Below are 24073 nucleotides of genomic sequence, written 5' to 3'. Positions count from 1 at the left end.
TTTAACAAATAAATATACAGATGTGAGGGAATCAGAATGAAGGGATATTTAAAGTTGAAAAACGGTGACAAGTTTGAAGGGGAATGGCTGACCGAGTCCTCAGAACCTGCAGCAGGAGAAGTAGTCTTCTATACAGGAATGACGGGCTATCAGGAAGTATTGACCGATCCTTCCTACAAAGGGCAGATTATTGTATTCACTTACCCTTTGATTGGAAACTATGGAATCAATAAAGAGGATTTTGAAAGCAAGGTCCCGCACGCAGCAGGAGTAATTGTTTATCAGGGAAATATGAAACATTCCCATTATCAGGCTGAATGCTCACTTGTAGAATATCTGAATAAATGGAATATCCCGATGCTTGGAAAAGCAGATACCAGGGCAATCGTTAAGAAAATTCGAAAAGAAGGGTCCATGTCTGGAGTAATGGCTTCAAGTACCGCAGCTGTTCCGGAACTCCTTCCTCTAAACAGAGCTAGTCTTGTAAGCCAGGTTACTTCAAAGGAGATGACCACTTATGGCAATGGCAGACACCATATTGTCTTATACGATTTTGGATATAAAAGATCGATTCTTGATGAACTTCTTTCCAGGAATTGTAAAGTGACGGTGGTACCATATCAAACCTCTCCTGAAACGATCCATTCATTAAAGCCTGATGGAATTGTGCTTTCCAACGGACCAGGGGATCCAAAATCAATTAAGCCTTTTATGCCATTCATTAAAGAAGTAATTAAAACCTATCCAACCATGGGTATCTGCCTTGGCCATCAGCTTATTGCCCTGGCTTTTGGAGGAGATACGGAGAGATTGTTATTCGGTCACCGCGGAGCAAATCAACCGGTTATTCATATGAATACAAAGAGAGTGTTCATGACTTCTCAGAATCATGGATATGTAGTGAAAGAAAAAAGCATTGCAGCAGCACCGTTAAATGTATTGTATAAAAACGTCAACGATGGAAGCATTGAAGGCCTTAAACATAAAGTCCTGCCTATCGTATCTGTACAATTTCACCCTGAGGCCAACCCTGGCCCTTGTGAAAGTAATTATATTTTTGATGAATATATGGAAATGGTGAAACACAAATCTGGGAGAGAAAAAGCATATGCCTAAAGATACTACCTTACAAACCATCTTAGTAATTGGATCTGGTCCCATTGTAATCGGCCAGGCGGCTGAATTTGATTATGCAGGAACTCAGGGCTGTCTCGCTCTAAAAGAAGAAGGATATAAAGTAATTTTGGTAAATAGTAATCCAGCGACCATAATGACGGATGAAATTCATGCTGATGCTGTTTATTTTGAGCCCCTCACAAAGGAAGTCGTAACTAAAATAATTGAAAAAGAAAAACCGGATGGACTTCTCGCCACCCTTGGAGGGCAGACAGGATTAAACCTGGCTTTTGAACTATATGAAGGCGGGATATTAGAAAAATATAATGTGAGACTGCTGGGAACCCCTATAGAATCCATTAAAAAAGGGGAAGACAGGGAACTCTTCCGGAGCTTAATGTATGAAATTCATGAGCCTGTCCCAGAAAGCAGCATTATTAATACAATTGAAGATGCCGTAACATTCGCAGAAAAAATCGGTTTCCCGATAATTATCCGTCCAGCTTATACACTGGGAGGTACTGGCGGCGGTATAGCTGAAAATATGGAGCAGTATAAAGAGCTTGTACGATCTGGTCTCCAGGAAAGCGCCATCCATCAATGTCTGGTTGAAAAGAGCATTGCAGGCTTTAAAGAAGTTGAATATGAAGTTATGAGAGATGCTGCAAATACTTGTATAACGATCTGTAACATGGAAAATATTGACCCGGTTGGTATCCATACAGGAGATTCAATTGTCGTCGCTCCATCTCAGACGTTGACTGATGAGGAGTATAACCTGCTTCGGTCAGCCAGCATCAAGATCATCTCATCCTTAGGTATCATTGGGGGCTGCAATATACAGTTTGCGCTGGATCCGCATAGTAAACAATATTATTTAATCGAAGTGAACCCACGTGTAAGCAGGTCATCGGCGCTTGCATCGAAAGCAACAGGATACCCAATAGCAAGAATTGCAGCAAAACTTGCAGTTGGGTATACACTGGATGAACTGATCAACCCGGTAACAAAAAGTACTTACGCAAGCTTTGAACCTGCTTTGGATTACACGGTGGTGAAATTCCCGCGCTGGCCTTTTGATAAATTTCCTGAAAGCTATCGAAAATTAGGAACCCAGATGAAAGCGACCGGAGAAGTTATGGCCATTGAACGAAGTCTGGAAGCAGCCTTGCAAAAAGCCATTGTCTCATTAGAATTGAAAGTGAACGGACTTGAAATGCTGCCGCTTAAAGCAGCTTCTACCCCGGATTTGGAAGTTCAGCTTAAGAAATGCACGGATGAGCGCCTTTTTGTCATTTTTGAGCTGCTTAGAAGAGGTATTACGGTAACCGAACTGCATGAGGCTACTCAAATTGATTATTTCTATTTAAATTGTTTTAAGAACTTGATTGATACGGAGACGGAAATTTATTCAGCAGTATTTGATACCATTGAAAAAGAACAGCTTCAATTTTATAAGGAGCAAGGTTTCTCAGATTCCTTCCTAGCCTCTGCATGGAGTATCTCCGAAACTGAGATCCGGAGCAAAAGAAAACAGTTTGGCGTCCTTTCTGCTTATAAAATGGTAGACACCTGCGCAGCTGAGTTTGAATCGAATACCAACTATTTTTACTCTACTTATTTTGGCGAAAACGAACAAAAGCCATCTTCAAGTAAAAAGGTTTTGGTGTTAGGAAGCGGTCCAATCAGGATCGGGCAGGGAATTGAGTTTGATTACTGCTCTGTTCATGCTGTATATGCCTTGAAAGAAAAAGGCTATGAAGCGGTCATGATTAACAACAATCCAGAAACAGTTAGCACAGACTTTGCGACATCAGACCGATTATACTTTGAGCCATTGACGCTTGAATCTGTTTTAAATGTAATTGAAGCGGAACAAATAGAGTTCGTCATGGTTCAATTTGGCGGGCAGACCGCTATTAATCTTGCAAAGGGCCTTGAGGAAAACGGCGTTAAACTCCTTGGAACAAGCTTTGATGTATTAGACCAAACAGAAGATAGAAGCCGGTTCTACCAGCTGCTTCAAAAACTTGACATCCCGCATGTTCCGGGCTATGAAGCTAGGAATGAAGAAGAAGTCTATCAGCTTGCTGAAACAGTAGGGTTTCCTGTATTGGTAAGACCATCTTACGTAATAGGCGGCAGAGGAATGCTCGTATTCGATTCTATCCAGCAGCTAAAATCTAAAATGCAAAACGGTTGGGAAATTGATTATCCTGTCTTAATTGATAAGTATATACGCGGTATGGAAGCGGAAGTGGATGTAATCGCTGATGGCGATTCGGCTTTCGTTCCTATGGTAGTGGAACATATAGAAAAGGCGGGTGTCCATTCTGGGGACAGCATGGCTTACCTTCCAGCGCAAACAATCAGTGAGCAGGATAAAAATTTGATGTCTGAATATGCAGGCCGTATCGTTAAAGAGCTGCGATATAAAGGATTAATGAATATTCAATTTGTTCTCGACAGTGGCAAAGTGTATGTCCTGGAGGTAAATCCAAGAGCCAGCAGGACGATTCCGATTATTAGCAAGCTTTCAGGAGTATCCATGGTTCAAATAGCGACAAAAATATTGCTCGGGAAATACTCCTTGTCGAATGAAGCACCAATCTCAACAGAGTTTCCTTTTATAGCTGTGAAATACCCGGTTTTCTCTACTTATGCGTTAAGCGGATTGGATGCGAAAATCGGACCTGAAATGAAATCGACGGGGGAAGGGATTTCAATTAGTGATTGCAAGGAAGGAGCATTACAAAAAGCCTTCTTGCAGAAAAATAAGAATTTTAATGTGCAGAATGAGATACTGGCAGCACCAGGTGTTCAGCTGTCAGAAGAACAAAAAGCACTGATAGAATCAAAAGGTTTTACCATCATAAGAGAATCTGATCTAGCAAAATGGTTCCAGAACGGAAAAGGAGCGGCTGTTTTGGCATGGGGATCATCCGAAGAGGATCAGCTAATAAGAGAAAGGGCTGTAAAATACCGCCTTTATATGTTTTCTGAAGCAGAAACCTTCCAGGCGTTCTTGGATTCTGCTGCCGATGACGAGATAACGGTTACCTCATTGCAGGAATGGCAGATGAAAAACAAAGTAGGAGTGAGGTAATGATGTTGAAAAGCCCACCAGCAGTTAAAAAGAATATTTTGGGTCAAAAGGACTTTCTGGCTATATCGGATTTTTCTTCGGATCAGATCATAGATCTGTTGGAGTTAGCTAAAAAAATTAAAGCCCAAAAAAACTTGGGGGAGCAGTACCTGCCGCTAAAAGGGAAAACATTGGGGATGATCTTTGAAAAGTCCTCAACCCGCACCAGAGTATCATTTGAAGTGGGTATGCTTCAGCTTGGAGGTAACGCTCTTTTTCTCAGCAGCAATGATCTTCAGATAGGCCGAGGTGAGACCATAGCAGATACTGCAAGAGTGCTCTCTGAATATCTGGATGGAATTATGATTCGTACCTTCAGCCACGACAGAGTCGAGGAACTGTCAAAATATGCCACTATACCTGTCATTAATGGTTTAACGGATCTTGCTCACCCCTGCCAGGCATTGGCGGACTTAATGACCATTTCAGAGTTGAAAGGAACGCTGAAAGGATTGAAAATGGCTTATATCGGAGATGGCAACAATATGGCCCATTCCCTGATGTCTGCCAGTGCAAAAGTGGGGATGCATTTTTCAATTGCATGCCCAAAGGAATATAAACCAAATCAGGCTTGTATTACTTCTGCAAGGCTTGAAGCGGAAAATAATGGAGCCGAAATTTTGGTTACAGAGGACGCGGTGGAAGCGGTAAAAAATGCCGATATAGTATATTCAGATGTCTGGACCAGCATGGGACAGGAAAAAGAGAACGAAGTAAGGCTGGAAAAGTTTAAGGACTTTCAGATTAACGAAGCACTAATCCAGCATGCTAAAGAAGACTTCCTATTCATGCACTGCCTTCCAGCACATCGTGGCGAAGAAGTAACTGCTGAAGTGATAGATGGACCGAATTCTGTCATTTTCCATCAAGCGGGGAATCGTCTGCATGCACAGAAGGCTATATTGGTAGATCTACTCTAAAAGCGGAGGACGGTGACTTCCCAAAAGAAGCTATGAATTAGCTGAATGATGAAGTAACTTTTTTCAAAATCTTTTGGTGATGGAAGTCAGACACCTGAAAGGCATAAGACGAGCGGCAGCGAAAGGCCGCTCCTGCTTTTTGATGGCGATTTGCTTCTTAAAAAATAAACCGGGCAGCGGCCCGGTTTATTTTTTGTGGATTTGAAATAGCCGAAATTTGTAATGGCGAACGTTTTTTAGCCAATAATAAGGAGGTAAAGGAGGGAAATCGCAGGTGGGTCAAAATAATCGTTTTAAGCCAGGAAACAAAGCACCAAATAATGGGACCTATGTAGAAGTGGGCGTAGGCGGCAGTATGGTGATTGATCCGCGGACCATTCATCTTAAAGCAGGAGATCCATTTCCAGAGACATCAAATCATGAAAGACAGTGGATACACGCCCCAAAACCACAGCATTAAATTTTTCAAATCAGGGAGGACTCATTAATGAGTTTCTCCCTTATTTATTTGGTAAAAATGGTTGTAGGGGTGTTTGGCGTGAAATATGAACATATAACACAAAAAATGCAGGAAGCAATACTAGCAGCGCAGGCCAATTGCTTATAGCATAAACATCAGGAACTGCAAAATCTCACATGTTATGCTCGCTCTTTTAGAGAACCCTAGCGGCATTTTCACAAGATCATTAAACGAGATAACCGGAATAGTCGAAAAAATCCTAAATGGATTATCCGTAAGACTCAGCGAACAAGGAATCAAGCTTGAGGTATCCCATAGAGCTAGAAAACTAATTTCAAAAGAGGGATACGACCCTGTCTACGGGGCAAGACCGTTAAAACGATACATCCAAAAGCATATTGAAACAAAAGTTGCGCGAGAAATTATTAAGGGTCTTCAGAGTGACTGCCTTCAGATTGATGTAGAAAATGGAGATTTGATCATAATACCGTCATAATGCAAAAAAGGGACATCCATTCCGGTGTCCCTTTTTTGCTTAAAAATTAATGATGGGAAGCTTTCGCAGGCTCATCAGGAATAATAGCGCCTACAATCAGGATAAGAATAGTTACCACTACGCCAAGAATTGCTCCTTGTGCAAAGTTTGGCTCAACACCACTCATTGCGCTTACTACATATGTAAGCATTTGAACTAATAAAAAAGTCCAGAAAAAGGTCCAGAATACTTTCACAGAATTCACCTCAATCCTAATACATCATCAATATTTTAACATAAATCAGTTCTATAATAAAACGGGTTTTTTTCATTCTTTTACATGATCACCCATGCATTCAAAGGTCCTCTATAATAATATAATATATAGGACAATCCATAGTAGGAAGAAAGCGATCATCCTTTCCATGTACTGAGCGGTATATGTCTCTAGTTACTAAGCACTGCAGCTGCATATGTCGGAGAGTGAAGCTGACAAGTCGCTGCACTGCTTTGATAAAAAATGATAAGTACAAATTTTATAGTCGCAACTTTCAGGAGAAATCAGAATACAAAGGGGAACCCGGTGATGAATCAACGTACCTTCCAGTTTGATGGCCAATGGAATATCGTATATTATCCTGACCGGCCAAGCGGGTTCGCCATCATGATAATCGGTGATAAAAACCATTTTGTAGATGAAAAAAGCAGCTTTTGGCTGCAGCATCCAGGACGGGAACAGATTTTAAACCAGTTAAAAACGGCAGGATATACACTGTATTCTTCAAACTTATATGGAGCAAACTGGGGCAGTGAAAAATCTGTGTTTTTGGCCAAACGGCTTCACCATTTGATAATGAAAAGTGAAATTTTAAATGAACGGATTCATATCTTTGCAGAAGGGACGGGGGCACTGACTGCATTAAAACTTATGAAGCTTCTGAAAGGCAACCTAAGATCAGCGGTTTTTCTTAACCCCTGCCTATCCTTGAATGAACTGATACAGAAGGAAAAAGACCGTAAATTTTTCTTGAACAGACTTAAAGGTGAACTATCTAAAGCATATGAACTTGATACGGATAAAAAGGAACTTTTTCTTAACAGCACACATCCGGAGTACCTCGATATTAATGTCCCTCTAAAGATTATTCATGTACTCGGAACAGGCGGAGAAGATCAGTCACATTTATATAAGAGGCTCGTAGATAATGTAAAAGATGACGTTTCGGTTGAAATCCAGTATCTGTTAGCTGAAAAACGGTACAAAATCGCTGCACAGGCCCGTCAATTCTTCAAGAAGTACGAGGACATTCTATAAATTTTCTAAAAAAAGCGAAATTCCCCTTTTTTCACGCATAAGATACACCATCAGATTAAATAGGGGGGCCAGGCACATGCAGAAGCATATAATCGTAGGTAATTTTCAATTTGTCGGTTTTCATCTATGTAAGAAACTGCTTGAGCAGGGGAATGAAGTCATAGGAATCGACTTAAGAAACGAAGGCAATCCGAGCTTTGAGGACAAATATCTCGAAATTGGCAGAAACGCTAACTTTTCCTTTCTTACTCTCGAGGAATGGGATGCTGCCTGGAATGAAGACGAAGATGTTGTCGTTTATATTTCCTATTATGACATGTATAAAACCGCAGCTTCCCGCTCAGAACATACAATAGCGTTATTAAATTCCATTAATAAGAAATCTGAAGGCACAGCAAAGGACACCATTCTGTTAGGACCTATTGAGCGAAAAGAAGAGATGGATATTCTACAACTTCAAAATGAATCATGCAAAACGATACTCCTTCCAACAGTATATGGAGCGTGGCAGCCGGAAGATATGGCTTTTCAGGCAGGCATACAGGGGAATGCTGCAAATTTGAATGATATTATCAGAAACGAGTATTGCAGGGACGCCATTTATATCGACGATTTATTGGAGGAGCTTCCTTCTATCTTGACTTTGGAACTTAAAGAGATAATTCTTGCAAGCTCCGGTGAAGACCAGTGGGCCCAATGCGCAAAAGAAGTCCTTACAGCCGAACAGCTTGAATTTTCCCAGAAACAAGGGACAGAGCATAACCTAGAAGTAGAAGTGGAAAACAGCCACAAGGTTCCACTGAAAACCTCACCTGAAGCGGGGATCGCTAAGCAGACTGAGCATTATAGGAAGACACAGCAGTTACTGGGGTGGAAATGATTTTTTTTAAAAGGCTTTTTTCCATTTTTAATAAGTTCTGTGACCTAACCTATTGTTAAACAGGTTGATTATAACGTAAGGTGCAAGACTCTTTCATCCAGCTATAAGGCTTTAGACCCTCGAGCCATAAGCCAATCCGTCTATAGGGAGAAAGCACTCCCCACAGCGGAACTTGTAAAAAAGCGCCGTCCTCCGCTTTTCGGCAGGTGAGACGCCACAGGCAAAGCCGAGGAGGCTCGGGCGCCTGCCCCGCAGAAAGAGCGAACATCCTCACGTTCCAATCACCCCCCTGTTTCAATAACAAGTTTGTGAAAACAACCTTTTTAAAAGGATTTGCGGCCTGAATAGGAGCAGATTCTTTTTTATGAAAGGCTCTTTTCTAAAAGATTGTTGTTTTTTAATAAGTTTTTTACTGCACCCTATTGTTCAGTCAGGTGGATTGGAGCGTAAGGTGCGAGACTCCTGCAGGAGAGCGGGACAGGTGAGACCCCGCAGGCGAAGACGAGGAGGCTCACCGCCCGCCCCGCGGAAAGCGAGCATCCTGGAGAGGAAATCAACCTCTTGTTCAATAGCAACAAAGTTTGCGAAAACAGCCTTATGAAAAATGGTGAAGTTATTTAAACGATGATAAGCGGATGGGGGCGGAACAGCAGACATCATGATCGGAAATTAACTCCAGGAGATCGAAAGGTTAGCAAAGAAACGAGGTTTTGGAGATTGAAAACGTTAATCATCACGATCCTGTGGGTACCCAACTATATGGGGAGCGGTTAGGATGATAATCGAAAATGGCATTTATTCATGCTAAGTCTGGGAGGCGCAATTTGTTCTTCGTGCTCATATTCCTTTAAAAATCATATTTTAAGCTATAATATTAAGGAAGCGCATGTAAAGGAGAGAAGGACATGGAACAAAATAGAAATATGGAATTTATGGCGATTGCTATGAAGTATTTTCCTGAGGCAAAGGCAAAGATGGATGAATCGGGGATTGAACTACCGCTGGAAGTGCTTCCCCACTTTATGGATTTATTCCAGAAAGTCATGCAGGAAGCCTACGAACTTGGAAGACAGGATGCAAAGGAATAAGCTCAAGATCTGTTCACATAAAAAGCTGCACACTGCAGCTTTTTATTTTTTTCTTTTTAAAAAGATATCCATGATCGGGCTTAGTTGTTTAATAGCGGGTTTGACCTGGTCGTATACTGTCATGATGCTGTCTACCTGATTCATCAGCTGGTTTAGATCGATAGTTGAGATTAAATCAGCAATTTTCCCGTGATCTTGCGTTTTGTTTTCCTGTTTTGTGTGTCTCGTTCCAAACATGAATTCAGAGATACGATCTTGTTTTCCGCCTTTTAGTGAACTCATAATGCTGCCTCCTTTTAACGATAACTTTGTTTCTCTTGTACTATATGTGTAATTATCTGCGTTGGACTAGACTGAAGCCGCCTTGATAAGGCAAGAATTAACAAAGGTGCAAAGGTAATCTATTGCCAGATGTAAGGTTTTTAGATAAAATTAGTACCAAGTCATAATAATTGATAATAATATATTAATATTGAAAAATAGAGGGGTTGTAAACATGAATGCAGGTGTAATCGGGATTGGCAGATATCTGCCGGAAAAGATCCTAACAAATTTTGACCTTGAAAAAATGGTAGATACCTCAGATGAATGGATTCGCACGAGAACTGGGATACAGGAACGCAGAATTGCTGCCGATGATGTGAATACATCTGATATGGCATATGAAGCGGCTAAAAAGGCAATCGATAATGCTGGGATTTCTCCGGAAGAAATTGATCTGATTCTTGTGGCAACAGTAACCCCGGACCGTCCATTTCCAAGTGTATCCTGTATGCTTCAGGAAAAGCTAGGAGCAAAAAAAGCGGCAGCCATGGACTTGAGTGCCGCGTGTGCCGGCTTTATGTATGGCATGATCACTGCAGGCCAGTTTATTAAAACAGGCTCATATAAACATGTTTTAATCGTGGGTGTAGAAAAACTTTCTAAGATAACCAATTGGAACGACCGTAATACAGCTGTCCTTTTTGGCGATGGAGCAGGAGCTGTCATCATGGGGCCTGTAGCCGATGAAAAAGGTATCCTTTCTTTTGAATTAGGGGCAGATGGTTCTGGAGGAAAATATTTGTTTCAGGATGGCTTGTATCTAAGTATGAATGGCAGAGAAGTTTTCAAGTTTGCGGTGCGCCAAATGGGTGAATCAAGTGTAAACGTTCTGGAAAAGGCTGGTCTTACTAAAGAGGATGTAGATTTATTAATTCCCCATCAGGCAAACATCCGCATCATGGAAGCAGCCCGTGAAAGACTGGAACTTCCCCCTGAAAAGATGTCATCTACCGTCCATAAGTTCGGAAACACATCGGCAGCTTCTATTCCGCTTGCTTTAGTGGATGAATTGGAAGCGGGGAAAGTTAAGGATGGAGATGTCCTGGTAATGGTCGGCTTTGGCGGGGGCCTTACATGGGGAGCGATTGCTTTACGCTGGGGCAGATAAACAACTTTCAATTAAATGATTTTTTAAATATAGAAAGGAAGAATAATAATGACTAAACGAAGAGTTGTAGTAACAGGATTAGGCTCCCTGACTCCGATTGGGAATAATACAGAAACTTTCTGGAAAAATGCCGTTGAGGGAGTTTCAGGTGTAGGGCCCTTAACAAGAATTAATGCAGATGATTATCCTGCTAAAGTGGCAGCAGAAATCAATGATTTTAATGCTGAAGATTTTATTGATAGAAAAGATGCCCGAAAAATGGACCGTTTTACCCAATATGCAGTAGCGGCTTCATTAATGGCTGTCAAGGATGCCAATCTTGAAATCACTGAAGAAAATGCTCCGCGTGTTGGTGTTTGGATTGGATCCGGAATCGGCGGAATGGAAACGTTCGAAAACCAGTTTGAAACCCTTCTTACCAGAGGACCGCGCCGGGTAAGTCCGTTTTTTGTACCGATGATGATTCCCGACATGGCGGCAGGGCAGGTTTCCATCAGACTTGGAGCAAAAGGAGTTAATTCCTGTACGGTGACCGCATGTGCTACAGGAACCAATTCCATCGGTGACGCCTTTAAAGTGATACAGCGCGGGGATGCAGATGTTATGATCACTGGAGGATCAGAAGCACCGATATCAAGAATGGCTGTTGCAGGATTCTGTGCCAACACAGCGCTTACGACGAACCCAGATCCAAAGACGGCGAGCCGCCCGTTTGATAAGAACAGAGATGGATTTGTAATCGGTGAAGGAGCTGGAATTGTCGTTTTAGAGGATCTGGACCATGCCCTTGCCAGAGGCGCTAAAATATATGCTGAAATCGTTGGATACGGATCTACTGGGGATGCCCATCATATCACAGCTCCTGCTCCAGGCGGGGAAGGCGGCGTCCGTGCAATGAGAATGGCTATTCAAGATGCGGGCCTAGAACCAAGTGATATTCAATATATCAATGCTCATGGAACAAGCACACCATACAATGATAAATTTGAAACGATGGCTATAAAAGAAGTATTTGGCGAAAGCGCAAAAGAGGTAGCCATAAGCTCCACGAAATCAATGACTGGACATCTACTTGGAGCAGCCGGAGGCGTTGAAGCGATTCTTACAGTACTCGCTATCAAAAATAGCATCGTGCCACCAACCATCAATCTCGTAGAAGCTGATCCAGAATGTGATTTAGATTATGTTCCAAACACTGCACGTGAGATGGAAGTTCAAGCTGCAATGAGCAATTCACTTGGCTTTGGCGGCCACAATGCAACACTTGTATTTAAAAAATACCAATAAAAATGAACGCAAACCTCTTGAAGATGTTCTTCAAGGGGTTTTTTATTCGTATCTGATTTTGTCATTCATCCATCCAACCTATGAAGGTCGTCGAGTCTTAATTTTGTACTAATTTTATCCTCTATCTCCCTTGTGAGGGACGTCACCGCGGACTTATCCACTCATTTTATCCATTATCCTCCTAGTAGGAATCTCACACCAACTACCTCTTCATTATCCGAAAGAAGGACGCTTTCTCTAATTGTGTTCTAAAAATAGCATCATGACAATGAGATTGCCAATCAGATAACCTTATAACCTCCCTCAAGCTTTCTGCATATAATACATCATCGCTTGTAGTTATTGAAAGGGAGGAGGTAAAATGGGAGTCCTCAAAACGGATGAATGGTTGAAAGTTTCGTTGAAGAATCCTTTGGAGATATGCAGGAAAATAAAAAAGCTTTTTCAAGAGGATTCAGAGCAAAGAGTTTATAATTACTTGGCCAGAAATGGCATGTACAAATATAACGCAAGAATACAGAACGATTTTGCTAAGCTATTGGAAAATAAGGTATGGGACAAAGTGGAAGGTTTTTTTAAACGCTATAAAAAACTTTGGGATGGACCTAATATACCTATATTTATTTTTCCTCATGGCAGTGCAGGATTTTTTCATTCGAATAAAGGAAATAAATCCGGACTTGCATTCAAAGATAAAATGTTCCTTTTTTATACTCCCGGACTGTCAGACAGGGAGCTTGAGGCTGTCTTTGTTCACGAATATCATCATGTATGCCGGCTTAATTTCTTAAAAAAAGAGATAAATGATTATACATTGTTGGATTCCATCATTCTTGAAGGTCTCGCAGAACATGCTGTGCTCAAGAATGTAGGGGTTTCCTTCCTGGCTGAATGGACTCGGTTTTACAGCTCTGATGCCGCTTTGAAGCTGGGAACCAAGTATATAAAACCTCATCTTCAATTAAGAAAAAATGATGACTTGCATGATCAGCTTCTTTATGGGCTGGGACGGTTCCCAAAGATGATCGGCTACTCGTGCGGGTTCCATGCAGTTACAAAGCGTAAGAAAAATAAATACATTTCAGAGATTGCTACATTGACAAAGCCTTCTGAATACTTTCTGGAAGATTATTTCAAGGATTGACCAGCGAAACCGTGTTACATACCGGTGAAATGGATGAAGAAAGCAAGCGGAACACCCTCTGGAATCATAATGAATACAAGAGGATAAGATAATTATAAGAGAAAAACTTCCAGGACATATGAGATACTGAGGGGCAAAAAAACTACTTGAATGCCGGGATGCAGTAATAAAACGAAGCTGTAAGCTTGATAGAAGCTGGAAGACTGTCTTTATAAAAGGACTTGGCACAGGGGAAGAAAAATATGACCGTTCGCAGCAAAAAAGGAATAATTTTACTCAGAAATGCCTATACTGATGGACAAACAGTTTTCAAATAAGTGAGGGGTCAGATGATGTTATATCTCCATGATGTATGGGTTAATTGGTTTGAAGGGGAAGAGAATGGGTATAATATTTGCCACTTTCATGAATGGAGAAAAGACGATGGTATAGAACTGCTGGATCAGGTGCCGCTCATCAAAGTATCGTCTCCTATGTTTCACTATATTGAAAATGACTTATCGGAGCTGCCAAAAGAACTACTGGATGATATTTTCCAAAAGGCGTATGCAAGAAAAAACCATGAAAGAATTCAAATGGATTATTGCTTTATCGCCACAGATGGAAAAGGGATACTGGCGGTTGATACGATCGGCTACAATATTCCAATCAGGAAAAGCAGGCTTATTCCAAGACAGGAACAGCTTGTATATGAAATGGTGGAAAACCAGGAAGAAGCCCAATATGAATTTGAGAAGCAGGAGGCCAGTCCAAAGGATTATCATATCCTTTCTCCCTCACCCAATTTAATGCAGGGGCTTACGAGGAAAGAGCGCCAGTTAAAACAGCTGCTTTTTATGGCTCTTGATCAGCTCTATTCTTCAAAAAATACGGCTGAAATCAGATACTGGTACACAGAATGGTCGCCGCATAAATATGAATATATTCAAAACCTGGATTTTGAAATTGCGTGGAACGAGTTATTTGAATCCATAAGGTACGATTGGAGCAGCAAACATCTATCATTATGCGAAAACCTGATTAAAGGGCAGCCGTTTTTTGAGAAGCTATGGGAGATGGAAGTGGGAGACAGTCCATCCGTATTATAGTAAGAGCTAAATAGCTTCAACTAAAAAAGCACGCTCATGAGCGTGCTTTTTTAGTTGAGGCGTTTATTTCTTTCTGCCAAGTCCCATGGCATTATTTATTTTTCTGATCATTTTATTTGCTTCGTAATTGGCTTTTTCTGCACCCCGGTCAAGAATGGCGTCAAGTTCTTCTGAGTTGATCAGGCTGTTATACCGTTCCTGTATAGGAGAAAGAGCATCGATTACTACCTTTGCGAGATCCCCTTTAAAATCTCCATATCCTTTACCAGCATAGCTTTCCTCAATTTCTGAAATGGATTTACCGCTAAAGATAGAGTATATGGATAAAAGATTGGACACACCCGGCTTGTTTTCTTTATCAAATTTCACAATTCCCTCAGAATCCGTTACAGCACTCTTTATTTTCTTTTCAATCGTTTTAGGATCGTCCAATAAGGTAATGAATGCTTTTTTATTGGCATCCGATTTGCTCATTTTCTTGGTTGGCTCCTGCAGGGACATTACTCTTGCTCCAACCTGGGGAAGGCGTATTTCTGGAATGGTAAATATCTCGTTATACTTTTTATTGAAACGTTCAGCAAGATCACGGGTCAATTCAATATGCTGCTTTTGGTCATCCCCAACTGGTACAATGTCCGTCTTATATAGAAGGATATCGGCCGCCATGAGTGGGGGATAAGTAAGCAGTCCTGAAGAAACCGCATCCTTTCCGGAGGATTTATCTTTAAACTGAGTCATTCTTTCAAGTTCTCCAATATAGGATATACATTGCATAACCCAGCCGGCCTGAGCATGTGCCGGAACCTCTGATTGAATGAAAATAGTTGCTTTTTCAGGATCCAACCCGATTGAAAGATATAAAGCAGCAAGGCTGCGCACATTCTTTCGGAGCTCAAGACGATCCTGAGGCACAGTAATAGCATGCTGGTCTACTATGCAGAAATAACAGTTATAATCATGCTGTAAATCAACAAATTGCTGCATCGCCCCTATGTAGTTTCCAATTGTAACATTACCTGTTGGCTGAATGCCGGAAAATATGGTTTTCATTTTATACAACTCCCAACTTAATGATAAGACTTCCCGTTTCTCTATAAAAAAAACCATCCTTATCCCAAAGATCAAAAGGGATGAATGGTTTTTCAATATGCCGCCCTATACCGGGATCCCGGTTTTTTTGATGCTCTAATCCGATTTTGCTGCCTTTTAACGCTGGCTGCGTTCAGACTTTTTAAGTAAAAAGTTCCGATGCTCGGGGAGTCCATTACATGCGGGCAGTCTTCCTGCTTTCATATACGAAGGCTGGTAAAATTGAAACCGCATGTCACTGCTCGTTTTCGATGCTTTTGCAAATATTAAAACCTTCTTTAATTTTATCTAAAACTAGATACATTTGCAAATAGCGTTATAGGACACCAATCAGGCTCACCAGACAGCATAATATTCCTGCAGCAAAAAACGGAAGAGTTAAACTATAGCTTTTTTGAGAAGGATAACCCGTTTTTTTAAGATCTGTATCGTCGAATTGGGCCACATAAGCTCCAAGCCTGTCCAGTTTGAGAAAGTTCTTCATACTGAAAATGATTCCATTGAAAAAGCCACCTTGCACAACAAATAAGAATGCTCCTATCACAATATATAGAAGTCCGATTAAGAACAAGGAATTCATAAAGGAAATGAAGTAAGAATTTTCGCCAAAAAAAGCAAACACCACTGAAGCAAGTATATTCAGCCCCATTAAAATGGACAGCCGTTTTATGTTATAGTTCATTTCGTCTCCTTCTGCGGCATGTGTCATGTAAAAAAAGTATAGCTATTTATGGACGGGATAGGCAAGTAATATTACAATTATATGAGAGGAGATTTCCACCCTTTTTTAAAAAAATTCCATACAGTTTTTGACAAATACCGACATAAATTTCTTGAAATTTTCCCAAGTTTGAGTTGAATTTTGAGAAAAGTTAGATTACAAAACAAGCATTTTTTTCCTGGTGAAAACGTGCAATGCCTTGATACTACTGGGTTTTGTTAAAAACCAACTGGTTTTGTTGAAATTTATTCGTAAAGTTTTTGTAAAAAATATATTGAAAATTTATAGTAGTACAACTTATAATAAGAACGAAATCTTCAGAAAATTTGAAGATAAAAATTGGGGAGGTCATTCTAGAATGAACAAAAAGTTTTCGTTTCTTTTAGTTCTTGTTCTTGCTTTGAGCACGTTCCTTGCAGCATGCAGCGGCGGCGGCGGAGATAAGGCAAGCAACGAATCTAAATCAGGCTCTGGCGACAGCAAAGCTGACTCTAAAAAAGAACAAGTATTAAATCTTATCGCAACTTCTGAGATCCCGTCTATGGACTCTACTCTTGCTACTGACAACGTATCTTTCAACGTTATGAACAACGTATACGAAGGTCTATACCGTTTAGACCAAAAAAATGAACCTGCACTTGGTATGGCTGCAGAAGAGCCAAAAGTAAGTGAAGACGGAAAAACATATACATTCAAACTCCGCGATGCAAAATGGTCTAACGGAGATGCTGTAACTGCACAAGATTTCGTTTTCTCTTGGAGACGTGCAGTAGATCCTGCTACAGCTGCTGAATATGCTTACATGCTGTATGATGTAAAAGGTGCAGAAGAAATCAATGCTGGTAAAGCAAAGCCTGACACTCTAGGCATTAAAGCTATTGATGATAAAACGTTAGAAATCACTCTGAAAAATAATATTCCTTATTTCAAATCCCTTCTGTCATTTGCAACTTTCTACCCGCAGAACGAAAAGTTCTTTAAAGAACAAGGCAAAAACTATGCTCTAGAAGCAAATACTGGGGTATATAACGGTCCTTTCACTTTAAGCGAATGGAAACACGAACAAAGCTTCCAGCTTAAGAAAAACCCAACTTACTGGGATAATGCAGCTGTAAAGCTTGAAACAATCAACTTCAACATTGTTAAAGACACTGCTACTGCAGTTAACCTTTACGAAACTAAAAAAGCGGATCGTGCCGGCTTGACTGCAGAATTTGTCGATAAGTACAAATCTGACCCGAACTTTGGCACATCCCCTGATACTTCTGTCTACTTCCTTCGTCTAAACGAAAAGAATGAAGTATTAGCAAACAAAAATGCTCGTAAAGCTCTAGACATGGCTTGGGATAAGAAATCATTCGTTGATGTAATCCTTAACAATGGATCTAAACCAGCTTATTACCTAGTACCTGATAAATTCGCTCAAGGCCCAGACGGAAAAGACTTCCGTGAAACAAATGGAGACCTAGGCAAACAAGATGTAGAAGAAGCTAAAAAGCTTTGGGCTAAAGCTAAAAAAGAAGCTGGATTCGACAAAGTTACTCTAGAAATGCTTAACTATGATGATGACAATGCTGCAAAAATTTCTCAGTACCTTAAAGAACAACTAGAAACAAATCTTGAAGGCTTAACAGTAAACATTAAGCCACAGCCATTCAAACAGAAGCTTGAACTTGAATCTAAAGGTAACTATGACTTCTCATTCGCTGGATGGGGTCCTGACTACCAAGATCCAATGACTTTCATCGATATGTTCGTAACAGATGGAGCTCACAACCAAATGGGCTACTCTAACCCTAAATATGACAAGCTTGTTGCTGATGCTAAAGGTCCACTTCTTTCAGACCTTGATGCACGCTGGAAAGCATTACTAGATGCCGAAAAAATCCTAATGGACGATGCTGCAATTTCTCCTATGTACCAAAGAGGTACTGCATACCTTCAACGTGATTATGTAAAAGGAATCGTTGAGCACCCATTCGGTGGAGACTTCGGCTACAAATGGGCTCACATTGAGTAATCTCTAAGTACTCATGGGAAGCAAAGGAGAGTATGTGGTTTAACACCCATACTCTCCTTTTTCCCTTATTGCAAAACTGTCAGAATAAAAAGATTTATAGAATAATTTACTAATAGAAAAGGGGGGCTAACGGGATGTTGCGTTATACTCTTCAAAGAATCATCTACATGCTGATAACTTTATTCATCATTGCTACTCTCACATTTTTCTTAATGAAACTGCTTCCCGGTTCACCACTGAAAAGCCAGGATAAGCTGACTCCGGAACAAATTACAATTATTAATGAAAAGTATGGATTAAATGATCCGCTTCCTGTTCAATATGTTAATTACCTTGGAAATTTAGCTCAAGGTGATCTAGGGTTGTCTTTCCAATATGATAACCGTCCTGTTACAGAAATGATTGCAGGTAGAATTGGACCTTCGGCACAGCTAGGGTTACAAGCATTAATACTTGGATCAATTGTTGGCCTAATTTTAGGGATTATTGCTGCAATCAAGCACAATACGTTTTTCGATTACGGCGCTACATTCCTGGCTGTTATAGGTATATCTATTCCTTCTTTTGTTTTCGCAGGATTTATGCAGTTCGTACTGGGTGTTAAACTCCAGCTATTACCAGTAGCCCTGTGGGAAGGTTTCTCTTATACAATTATGCCGACTCTAGCATTATCAGGATTTGTAATCGCCAATATATCTCGTTTCATGAGGACTGAATTATTGGAAGTCATGGCTTCTGATTATATTATGCTCGCTAAGGCCAAAGGGATCAGCCAATCTGGCATCATCATCAAGCATGCTATAAGAAATGCATTAATCCCTGTAATCACAATTATAGGTCCGCTTGCGGTTAATATTATGACAGGTTCCTTAGTAATCGAAAGAATATTCGCCATCCCAGGATTAGGGGAGCAATTTGTCAAATCAATTAGCATGAATGATTACACAGTCATTATGGGTACAACCATTTTTTATAGTGCTCTGTTTATATTCATCATTTTCGTTGTTGATATTTTATACGGAATTGTAGATCCTCGAATTCGTCTGGCAGGAGGGAGAAAATAATGGAACAAAAACAGCTAGAAAATCTATCTCCTGACTTATTCCGCCCCGCCGCTGGAAAAGAAGACCTTGAGAAGATTGGAAGACCCAGCTTAAGTTACTGGCAGGATGCCTGGATTCGCTTGAAAAAAAATAAAGGTGCCATTTTTGGGCTTATAATCGTTATTTTGATTACTCTGCTTGCAATATTCGCACCTGTTTTCAGCAGCCATACCTATAGAGAGCAAAACTTGGCGCTTTCAAAGCTTCCCCCTAAAATTCCTGTTTTGGAACATGTAGGTTTCCTGGGAGTTGACGGCAAAGATAAGGACGGCTTTGATGTATATAAAGCGAAAAACGTTAAGGAGTATTACTGGTTTGGTACAGATGACCTTGGACGTGACCAATGGGTGCGCGTATGGCAGGGAACTCGAATTTCACTTCTGATTGCAGTAGCAGCTGCCTTAATTGACTTGTTTATCGGAATCATTTACGGTGGTGTGGCCGGTTTCTATGGCGGCCGTACAGATAACATCATGATGAGGATTATAGAGATTTTAATAGGTATTCCACATTTGATTATCGTTATTTTGTTTATTTTGATCTTTAAGCCTGGGGTAACTTCCATCATCCTGGCGATGGTAATAACGGGCTGGACCGGTATGGCCCGGATCGTACGCGGGCAGATCTTAAAGATGAAAGAGCAGGAATTCGTTTTAGCTTCTAAAACATTGGGAGCTGCTAATTCCAGATTGATAGGTAAACACTTAATTCCAAATGTACTTGGACCAATCATTGTAACAACGATGTTTTCAGTTCCTGGTGCTATTTTTACCGAAGCATTCTTGAGCTTTATCGGTTTAGGGATTGCGCCTCCGCAGGCATCCCTGGGTTCTTTGGTTAATGATGGATTTAGATTTATTCAGACATATCCATATCAATTAATCATCCCGTCTATTGTTATCAGTTTATTAATCCTTAGTTTCAACTTACTTGGTGATGGCTTGCGTGATGCACTTGATCCAAAAATGCGTAAGTAATTAGGAGGAGAAGAAATATGGATAAAGTTTTAGAAGTAAAAGATCTTCATGTCTCCTTCGATACGTACGGCGGAATTGTTAAGGCTGTGCGCGGTGTCAACTTTGACTTAAAAAAAGGAGAAACACTAGCAATCGTTGGTGAGTCCGGTTCAGGAAAATCCGTTACATCAAAAGCATTGATGAGATTGATTCCTAATCCGCCGGGACGGATTTCCAAGGGCGAAATCCTGTTCGATGGCAGAGATTTAACCAAACTTTCTGAAAAGGAAATGCAAAAGGTCCGTGGAAAAGAAATAGCGATGATATTCCAGGATCCTATGACTTCCTTAAATCCGACCATGAAAATAGGTTCTCAAATCATGGAGAGTTTAATTAAACATCAAAATTTAAGCAAAAGTGCTGCCAGAGAGAGAGCGTTAGAGCTTTTAAGATTAGTTGGGATTCCACAACCGGAAGTTCGTATTAACCAATACCCGCACCAATTTTCAGGCGGTATGAGACAGCGTGTGGTTGTTGCGGTTGCACTTTCCTGTAATCCTAAAGTCCTTATTGCCGACGAACCAACAACGGCACTTGATGTTACAATACAGGCTCAAATCCTTGAGCTTATGAAAGACCTTCAGAATAAAATAGATACAAGCATTATCTTCATTACACATGATCTCGGTGTTGTAGCTAACGTTGCTGACCGGGTAGCGGTTATGTATGGCGGACAGATTGTTGAGACGGGCACTGTTGACGAGATTTTCTACGATCCGAGACATCCATATACATGGGGTTTGCTGGCTTCTATGCCATCTCTGGATACAAGTGTCCAAACAGAACTTGCGGCCATTCCAGGTACTCCACCGGATTTGATGCATCCTCCAAAAGGAGACGCTTTTGCTCCAAGGAGTGCATATGCTCTTGAAATTGATTTTGAGCATGAGCCGCCAATGTTCCAAATTTCAGATACACATTTTGCAAAAACATGGCTGCTACATGAAAATGCTCCGGCGGTTGAGCCTCCGAAAGCAGTTGTTGACAGACGCCGTTCCATGTCTGCTAATTTTGCAAAACCAAGATTGGTAGAGGAGGCTGTTCGCTGATATGGCAGAAAAACTTCTTGAGATTAAGAATTTGAAGCAGCATTTTAATGTTGGTAAACCAAATCAGGTAAAAGCTGTAGACGGTATATCATTTGATATTTATAAAGGCGAGACATTGGGCCTTGTAGGTGAATCCGGCTGTGGCAAATCAACAACAGGAAGATCGATTATCCGTCTATATAACGCAACAGACGGGGAGGTTCTTTTTGAAGGTGAAAATGTACACGGCAAAAAATCTCGTTCGGATCTAAAAAAATTCAATCGTAAAATGCAGATGATTTTCCAGGATCCGTATGCATCTCTAAATCCCCGTATGACAGTCGGAGATATCATTGCAGAAGGCATTGATATCCATGGGCTTGCTAAAACAAGGAAAGAAAGAATGGATAAGGTGTATGAACTGTTAAATACAGTTGGCTTAAACCAAGAGCATGCCAGCCGCTATCCGCATGAATTCTCCGGCGGTCAGCGGCAGCGTATCGGAATCGCAAGGGCGCTTGCTGTAGACCCGGATTTTATCATTGCGGATGAGCCTATTTCTGCATTGGATGTATCCATTCAGGCTCAGGTTGTAAACTTAATGAAAAAGCTTCAAAGGGAAAAAGGTCTGACTTACTTGTTTATTGCCCATGACCTTTCCATGGTTAAATATATCAGTGATAGAATTGGTGTAATGTACTTCGGAAAGCTTGTAGAGCTTGCTACAAGTGAAGAGCTATACAAAAATCCGATTCATCCTTATACACAGTCCCTGCTTTCTGCAATTCCTCTTCCAGATCCGGAGAGTGAAAGAACAAGAAAGAGAATCGTCTATAACCCGAATATCCACAATTATGCTGAAGGCGAAGCCGTTGAAATGCGCGAAATCACGCCTGGACATTTTGTGTATTGTTCTGAAAAAGAATATAAGCAATACAAAACTATTTATGCAAAATAAGAGAAACGGTCCATTAAGGGCCGTTTTTTTTATATTATTCGTATACCCTGAAAAGGCCCTTTCAAATCAGAAAAGACTGAAAATTTTAAGTATTTACTCATCCTCATAAACGAGGGCGACGAACGCAAACCTACCCAGCCTGTCTTTTACAGGTTCTTATCGATGGCTAAAAAGCACACCGCCTGCGGTGTGCTTTCTATTTTGGCCTCTTTTTTTCAGCCTATGTTATTAGCAACCATTAGAACAAGGTTATATTTCTATCCCTGCCGCTATTTCTTGCTACCGCCGACTAACTTCCAACCAGCTTGGACGTCAGCAGACTTGTCTGTATACTCTGTTCGTTTCTTACCGCCGAAGAAGGTTTCTCCTGCACCGTTTGTGAGTACGCCGATTATTGCAGTAATGCCGATTACCAGTACAGCCACAATCGATAAATCAAAGACATATTCACCCATATAAAACCCCCGTTAAAGAAGTACTTTGTTTTATTTTATAAAAGATTCTGATAATTTAAAAGTAGTTTATCCTATAGTATGGTTTTTTCATTTATATGCCAGGCAGGGAGATAATAACACAATGGAAATATAGGAGTAGAGGTTTACTTATTTGGTGCAGCGGGTATATAGACAGTAATGTGAGTTTATTCCTAACTATCATATAGTTACATAGAAGGGGAGAATGCTTTCCTTTAATAACATCACATTCAAAATAACCAGTTAATGTAAATGTTAAAGGAAATTTGACCTGATTTTAAGGCGGCCAAAACGAACATATTTAAACTTGGAGATAACGATTGTATTACATTTTTCATATTTTGAAAAAATAACCCCTTTTTTTTACCTTTTTAGTGTATAATAGCAATAGATATTACTTATTTAAAGTAATTCTAATCAAGACTTTATTGGAAGGCAATCTAGTTATCCCAGCATAGATCTTCGATTCTATATTCAGGGAGTGTGAAAAATAAATGGTAACATTATATACCTCGCCAAGCTGTACATCATGCAGAAAAGCTAAAGCATGGCTTGAAGAAAATGATATTTCATATACAGAAAGAAATATTTTTTCTGAACCTTTATCCATTGATGAAATAAAAGAGATTTTGCGCATGACTGAGGACGGTACGGACGAAATTATTTCTACAAGATCTAAGACGTTCCAGAAGTTGAATGTGAATGTAGAGTCTCTTCCTCTTCCAGAGCTTTATAAATTAATTAAAGATAATCCTGGTCTATTAAGACGACCTATTATTTTAGATGAAAAAAGGTTACAAGTTGGGTATAACGAAGATGAAATCCGCCGCTTCCTTCCAAGGAAAGTGCGTACCTTCCATCTGCGTGAAGCACAGCGCATGGTTAACTAATAATTATAGCATGATTCTTTTTCCGGCTGGCTAAGCCGGAAATTTTTTTATATTTGTACTCATGTGTTAAAATAAGTCTAGAGAGATGCATAAATGAGACTTTTCCCTGGAAGTGGTATGATCATTGCTGTACTTTATCTAAAACCAAGTTTTTCCATTCGTGTTTTTATGAAAGAAAATATAAGTTCCTGTTCACAATAGATAGTACAAATAAACTTGCTGGGTAAAGTTTATATAAGCGAAAAAAAGGGAATATTAGGCGAACAATTGTTTTTTCTAAATCTTCGTTTTTTGTTTCCCTTCTAAAGTATTTTGTCATAAAATAAAGTCAACAGAATATTTAAGATGTTCTGGTTGATTTTGACTATTGGGAAAAACAGGTTCTGCACCATAGACTTTGTAAGTATGCTTGGGGGTAATGTCCC

23 protein-coding genes are annotated in these 24073 nt (G+C 40.3%); 18 read left to right on the top strand and 5 right to left on the bottom strand.

From position 1 onward, the window contains the following. The first annotated feature begins 36 nt into the window (after nt 1-36). From CUU66_RS07955 to CUU66_RS07935, 5 genes are all read left to right on the top strand, one after another. Nucleotides 37-1116 (top strand): carbamoyl phosphate synthase small subunit, encoded by a 1080-nt coding sequence (locus CUU66_RS07955; RefSeq protein WP_101641149.1) that lies wholly within the window; start codon nt 37-39, stop codon nt 1114-1116. Then, nucleotides 1109-4222: a carbamoyl phosphate synthase large subunit gene (locus CUU66_RS07950; RefSeq protein ID WP_101641148.1), complete on the top strand. Its 3114-nt coding sequence runs from the start codon at nt 1109-1111 to the stop codon at nt 4220-4222. The genes CUU66_RS07955 and CUU66_RS07950 overlap by 8 nt, the downstream gene beginning before the upstream one ends. A gap of 2 nt (nt 4223-4224) precedes the next feature. Beyond that, nucleotides 4225-5181, top strand: a complete 957-nt coding sequence (gene argF / locus CUU66_RS07945; protein ID WP_101641183.1) for an ornithine carbamoyltransferase — start codon at nt 4225-4227, stop codon at nt 5179-5181. A gap of 274 nt (nt 5182-5455) precedes the next feature. Continuing rightward, on the top strand, nt 5456-5641 hold the full coding sequence (locus tag CUU66_RS07940; protein WP_101641147.1) for a YjzC family protein: 186 nt from the start codon (nt 5456-5458) through the stop codon (nt 5639-5641). Nucleotides 5642-5822: 181 nt separating this feature from the next. Then, nucleotides 5823-6137, top strand: coding sequence for a hypothetical protein (locus tag CUU66_RS07935; RefSeq protein WP_101641146.1), 315 nt, complete (start codon nt 5823-5825; stop codon nt 6135-6137). A gap of 46 nt (nt 6138-6183) precedes the next feature. On the opposite strand, the gene CUU66_RS07930 is transcribed toward CUU66_RS07935, so the two are convergent. Then, complete coding sequence (locus tag CUU66_RS07930; RefSeq protein ID WP_101641145.1) at nt 6184-6372, bottom strand: YjzD family protein; 189 nt, start codon at nt 6370-6372, stop codon at nt 6184-6186. Nucleotides 6373-6702: 330 nt separating this feature from the next. Between CUU66_RS07930 and CUU66_RS07925 the strand changes: the two genes are divergently transcribed. From CUU66_RS07925 to CUU66_RS07910, 3 genes are all read left to right on the top strand, one after another. Continuing rightward, complete coding sequence (locus tag CUU66_RS07925) at nt 6703-7431, top strand: hydrolase (protein ID WP_101641144.1); 729 nt, start codon at nt 6703-6705, stop codon at nt 7429-7431. Nucleotides 7432-7507: 76 nt separating this feature from the next. Further along, the gene (locus CUU66_RS07920) at nt 7508-8311 is read left to right on the top strand and encodes a hypothetical protein (RefSeq protein ID WP_101641143.1); all 804 of its coding nucleotides are present in this window, start codon (nt 7508-7510) and stop codon (nt 8309-8311) included. 905 nt (nt 8312-9216) lie between these two features. Continuing rightward, complete coding sequence (locus CUU66_RS07910) at nt 9217-9399, top strand: ComZ family protein (protein ID WP_101641141.1); 183 nt, start codon at nt 9217-9219, stop codon at nt 9397-9399. A gap of 42 nt (nt 9400-9441) precedes the next feature. Here CUU66_RS07910 and CUU66_RS07905 read toward each other — a convergent pair whose 3' ends face one another. Next, entirely contained in the window at nt 9442-9681 is a 240-nt protein-coding gene (locus CUU66_RS07905; protein WP_101641140.1) for a hypothetical protein, read from the bottom strand. A 214-nt stretch (nt 9682-9895) separates the two neighbouring features. On the opposite strand from CUU66_RS07905, the gene CUU66_RS07900 reads away from it, so the two are divergent. From CUU66_RS07900 to CUU66_RS07885, 4 genes are all read left to right on the top strand, one after another. After that, complete coding sequence (locus CUU66_RS07900) at nt 9896-10831, top strand: beta-ketoacyl-ACP synthase III (RefSeq protein ID WP_101641139.1); 936 nt, start codon at nt 9896-9898, stop codon at nt 10829-10831. Between the two features lie 48 nt (nt 10832-10879). Then, on the top strand, nt 10880-12118 hold the full coding sequence (gene fabF / locus CUU66_RS07895; RefSeq protein WP_101641138.1) for a beta-ketoacyl-ACP synthase II: 1239 nt from the start codon (nt 10880-10882) through the stop codon (nt 12116-12118). Between the two features lie 361 nt (nt 12119-12479). After that, on the top strand, nt 12480-13262 hold the full coding sequence (locus tag CUU66_RS07890) for a DUF2268 domain-containing protein (RefSeq protein WP_101641137.1): 783 nt from the start codon (nt 12480-12482) through the stop codon (nt 13260-13262). Between the two features lie 332 nt (nt 13263-13594). Further along, nucleotides 13595-14350 (top strand): YjbA family protein, encoded by a 756-nt coding sequence (locus CUU66_RS07885; protein WP_101641136.1) that lies wholly within the window; start codon nt 13595-13597, stop codon nt 14348-14350. 63 nt (nt 14351-14413) lie between these two features. On the opposite strand, the gene trpS is transcribed toward CUU66_RS07885, so the two are convergent. Both trpS and CUU66_RS07875 read right to left on the bottom strand, forming a co-directional pair. Next, nucleotides 14414-15400 (bottom strand): tryptophan--tRNA ligase, encoded by a 987-nt coding sequence (gene trpS, locus CUU66_RS07880; protein ID WP_101641135.1) that lies wholly within the window; start codon nt 15398-15400, stop codon nt 14414-14416. Between the two features lie 355 nt (nt 15401-15755). Next, nucleotides 15756-16121: a DUF3899 domain-containing protein gene (locus CUU66_RS07875; RefSeq protein WP_180955206.1), complete on the bottom strand. Its 366-nt coding sequence runs from the start codon at nt 16119-16121 to the stop codon at nt 15756-15758. Between the two features lie 397 nt (nt 16122-16518). Between CUU66_RS07875 and CUU66_RS07870 the strand changes: the two genes are divergently transcribed. From CUU66_RS07870 to CUU66_RS07850, 5 genes are all read left to right on the top strand, one after another. Continuing rightward, nucleotides 16519-18180, top strand: a complete 1662-nt coding sequence (locus tag CUU66_RS07870) for a peptide ABC transporter substrate-binding protein (protein ID WP_101641133.1) — start codon at nt 16519-16521, stop codon at nt 18178-18180. Nucleotides 18181-18314: 134 nt separating this feature from the next. Then, nucleotides 18315-19244 (top strand): oligopeptide ABC transporter permease, encoded by a 930-nt coding sequence (gene opp3b / locus CUU66_RS07865; protein WP_101641132.1) that lies wholly within the window; start codon nt 18315-18317, stop codon nt 19242-19244. Beyond that, nucleotides 19244-20260 carry an oligopeptide ABC transporter permease gene (gene opp3C, locus CUU66_RS07860; RefSeq protein WP_101641131.1) on the top strand — a complete coding sequence of 339 codons (1017 nt, stop codon included), beginning with the start codon at nt 19244-19246 and terminating at the stop codon, nt 20258-20260. The genes opp3b and opp3C overlap by 1 nt, the downstream gene beginning before the upstream one ends. A 17-nt stretch (nt 20261-20277) precedes the next feature. Further along, nucleotides 20278-21348 carry an ABC transporter ATP-binding protein gene (locus tag CUU66_RS07855; protein ID WP_101641130.1) on the top strand — a complete coding sequence of 357 codons (1071 nt, stop codon included), beginning with the start codon at nt 20278-20280 and terminating at the stop codon, nt 21346-21348. Between the two features lies 1 nt (nt 21349). After that, on the top strand, nt 21350-22285 hold the full coding sequence (locus CUU66_RS07850; protein WP_101641129.1) for an ABC transporter ATP-binding protein: 936 nt from the start codon (nt 21350-21352) through the stop codon (nt 22283-22285). 269 nt (nt 22286-22554) lie between these two features. On the opposite strand, the gene CUU66_RS07845 is transcribed toward CUU66_RS07850, so the two are convergent. Beyond that, nucleotides 22555-22740 carry a hypothetical protein gene (locus CUU66_RS07845; protein ID WP_101641128.1) on the bottom strand — a complete coding sequence of 62 codons (186 nt, stop codon included), beginning with the start codon at nt 22738-22740 and terminating at the stop codon, nt 22555-22557. Nucleotides 22741-23252: 512 nt separating this feature from the next. On the opposite strand from CUU66_RS07845, the gene spxA reads away from it, so the two are divergent. Continuing rightward, the gene (spxA, locus tag CUU66_RS07840) at nt 23253-23648 is read left to right on the top strand and encodes a transcriptional regulator SpxA (protein ID WP_101641127.1); all 396 of its coding nucleotides are present in this window, start codon (nt 23253-23255) and stop codon (nt 23646-23648) included. Nucleotides 23649-24073: the final 425 nt, after the last annotated feature.

Source organism: Peribacillus deserti, assembly GCF_002863585.1.
Taxonomy (GTDB): Bacteria; Bacillota; Bacilli; order Bacillales; family DSM-1321; genus Paraperibacillus; species Paraperibacillus deserti_A.
Note: the sequence above shows the minus strand (reverse complement) of the source record. Positions and strands in the feature narration are given on the sequence as shown.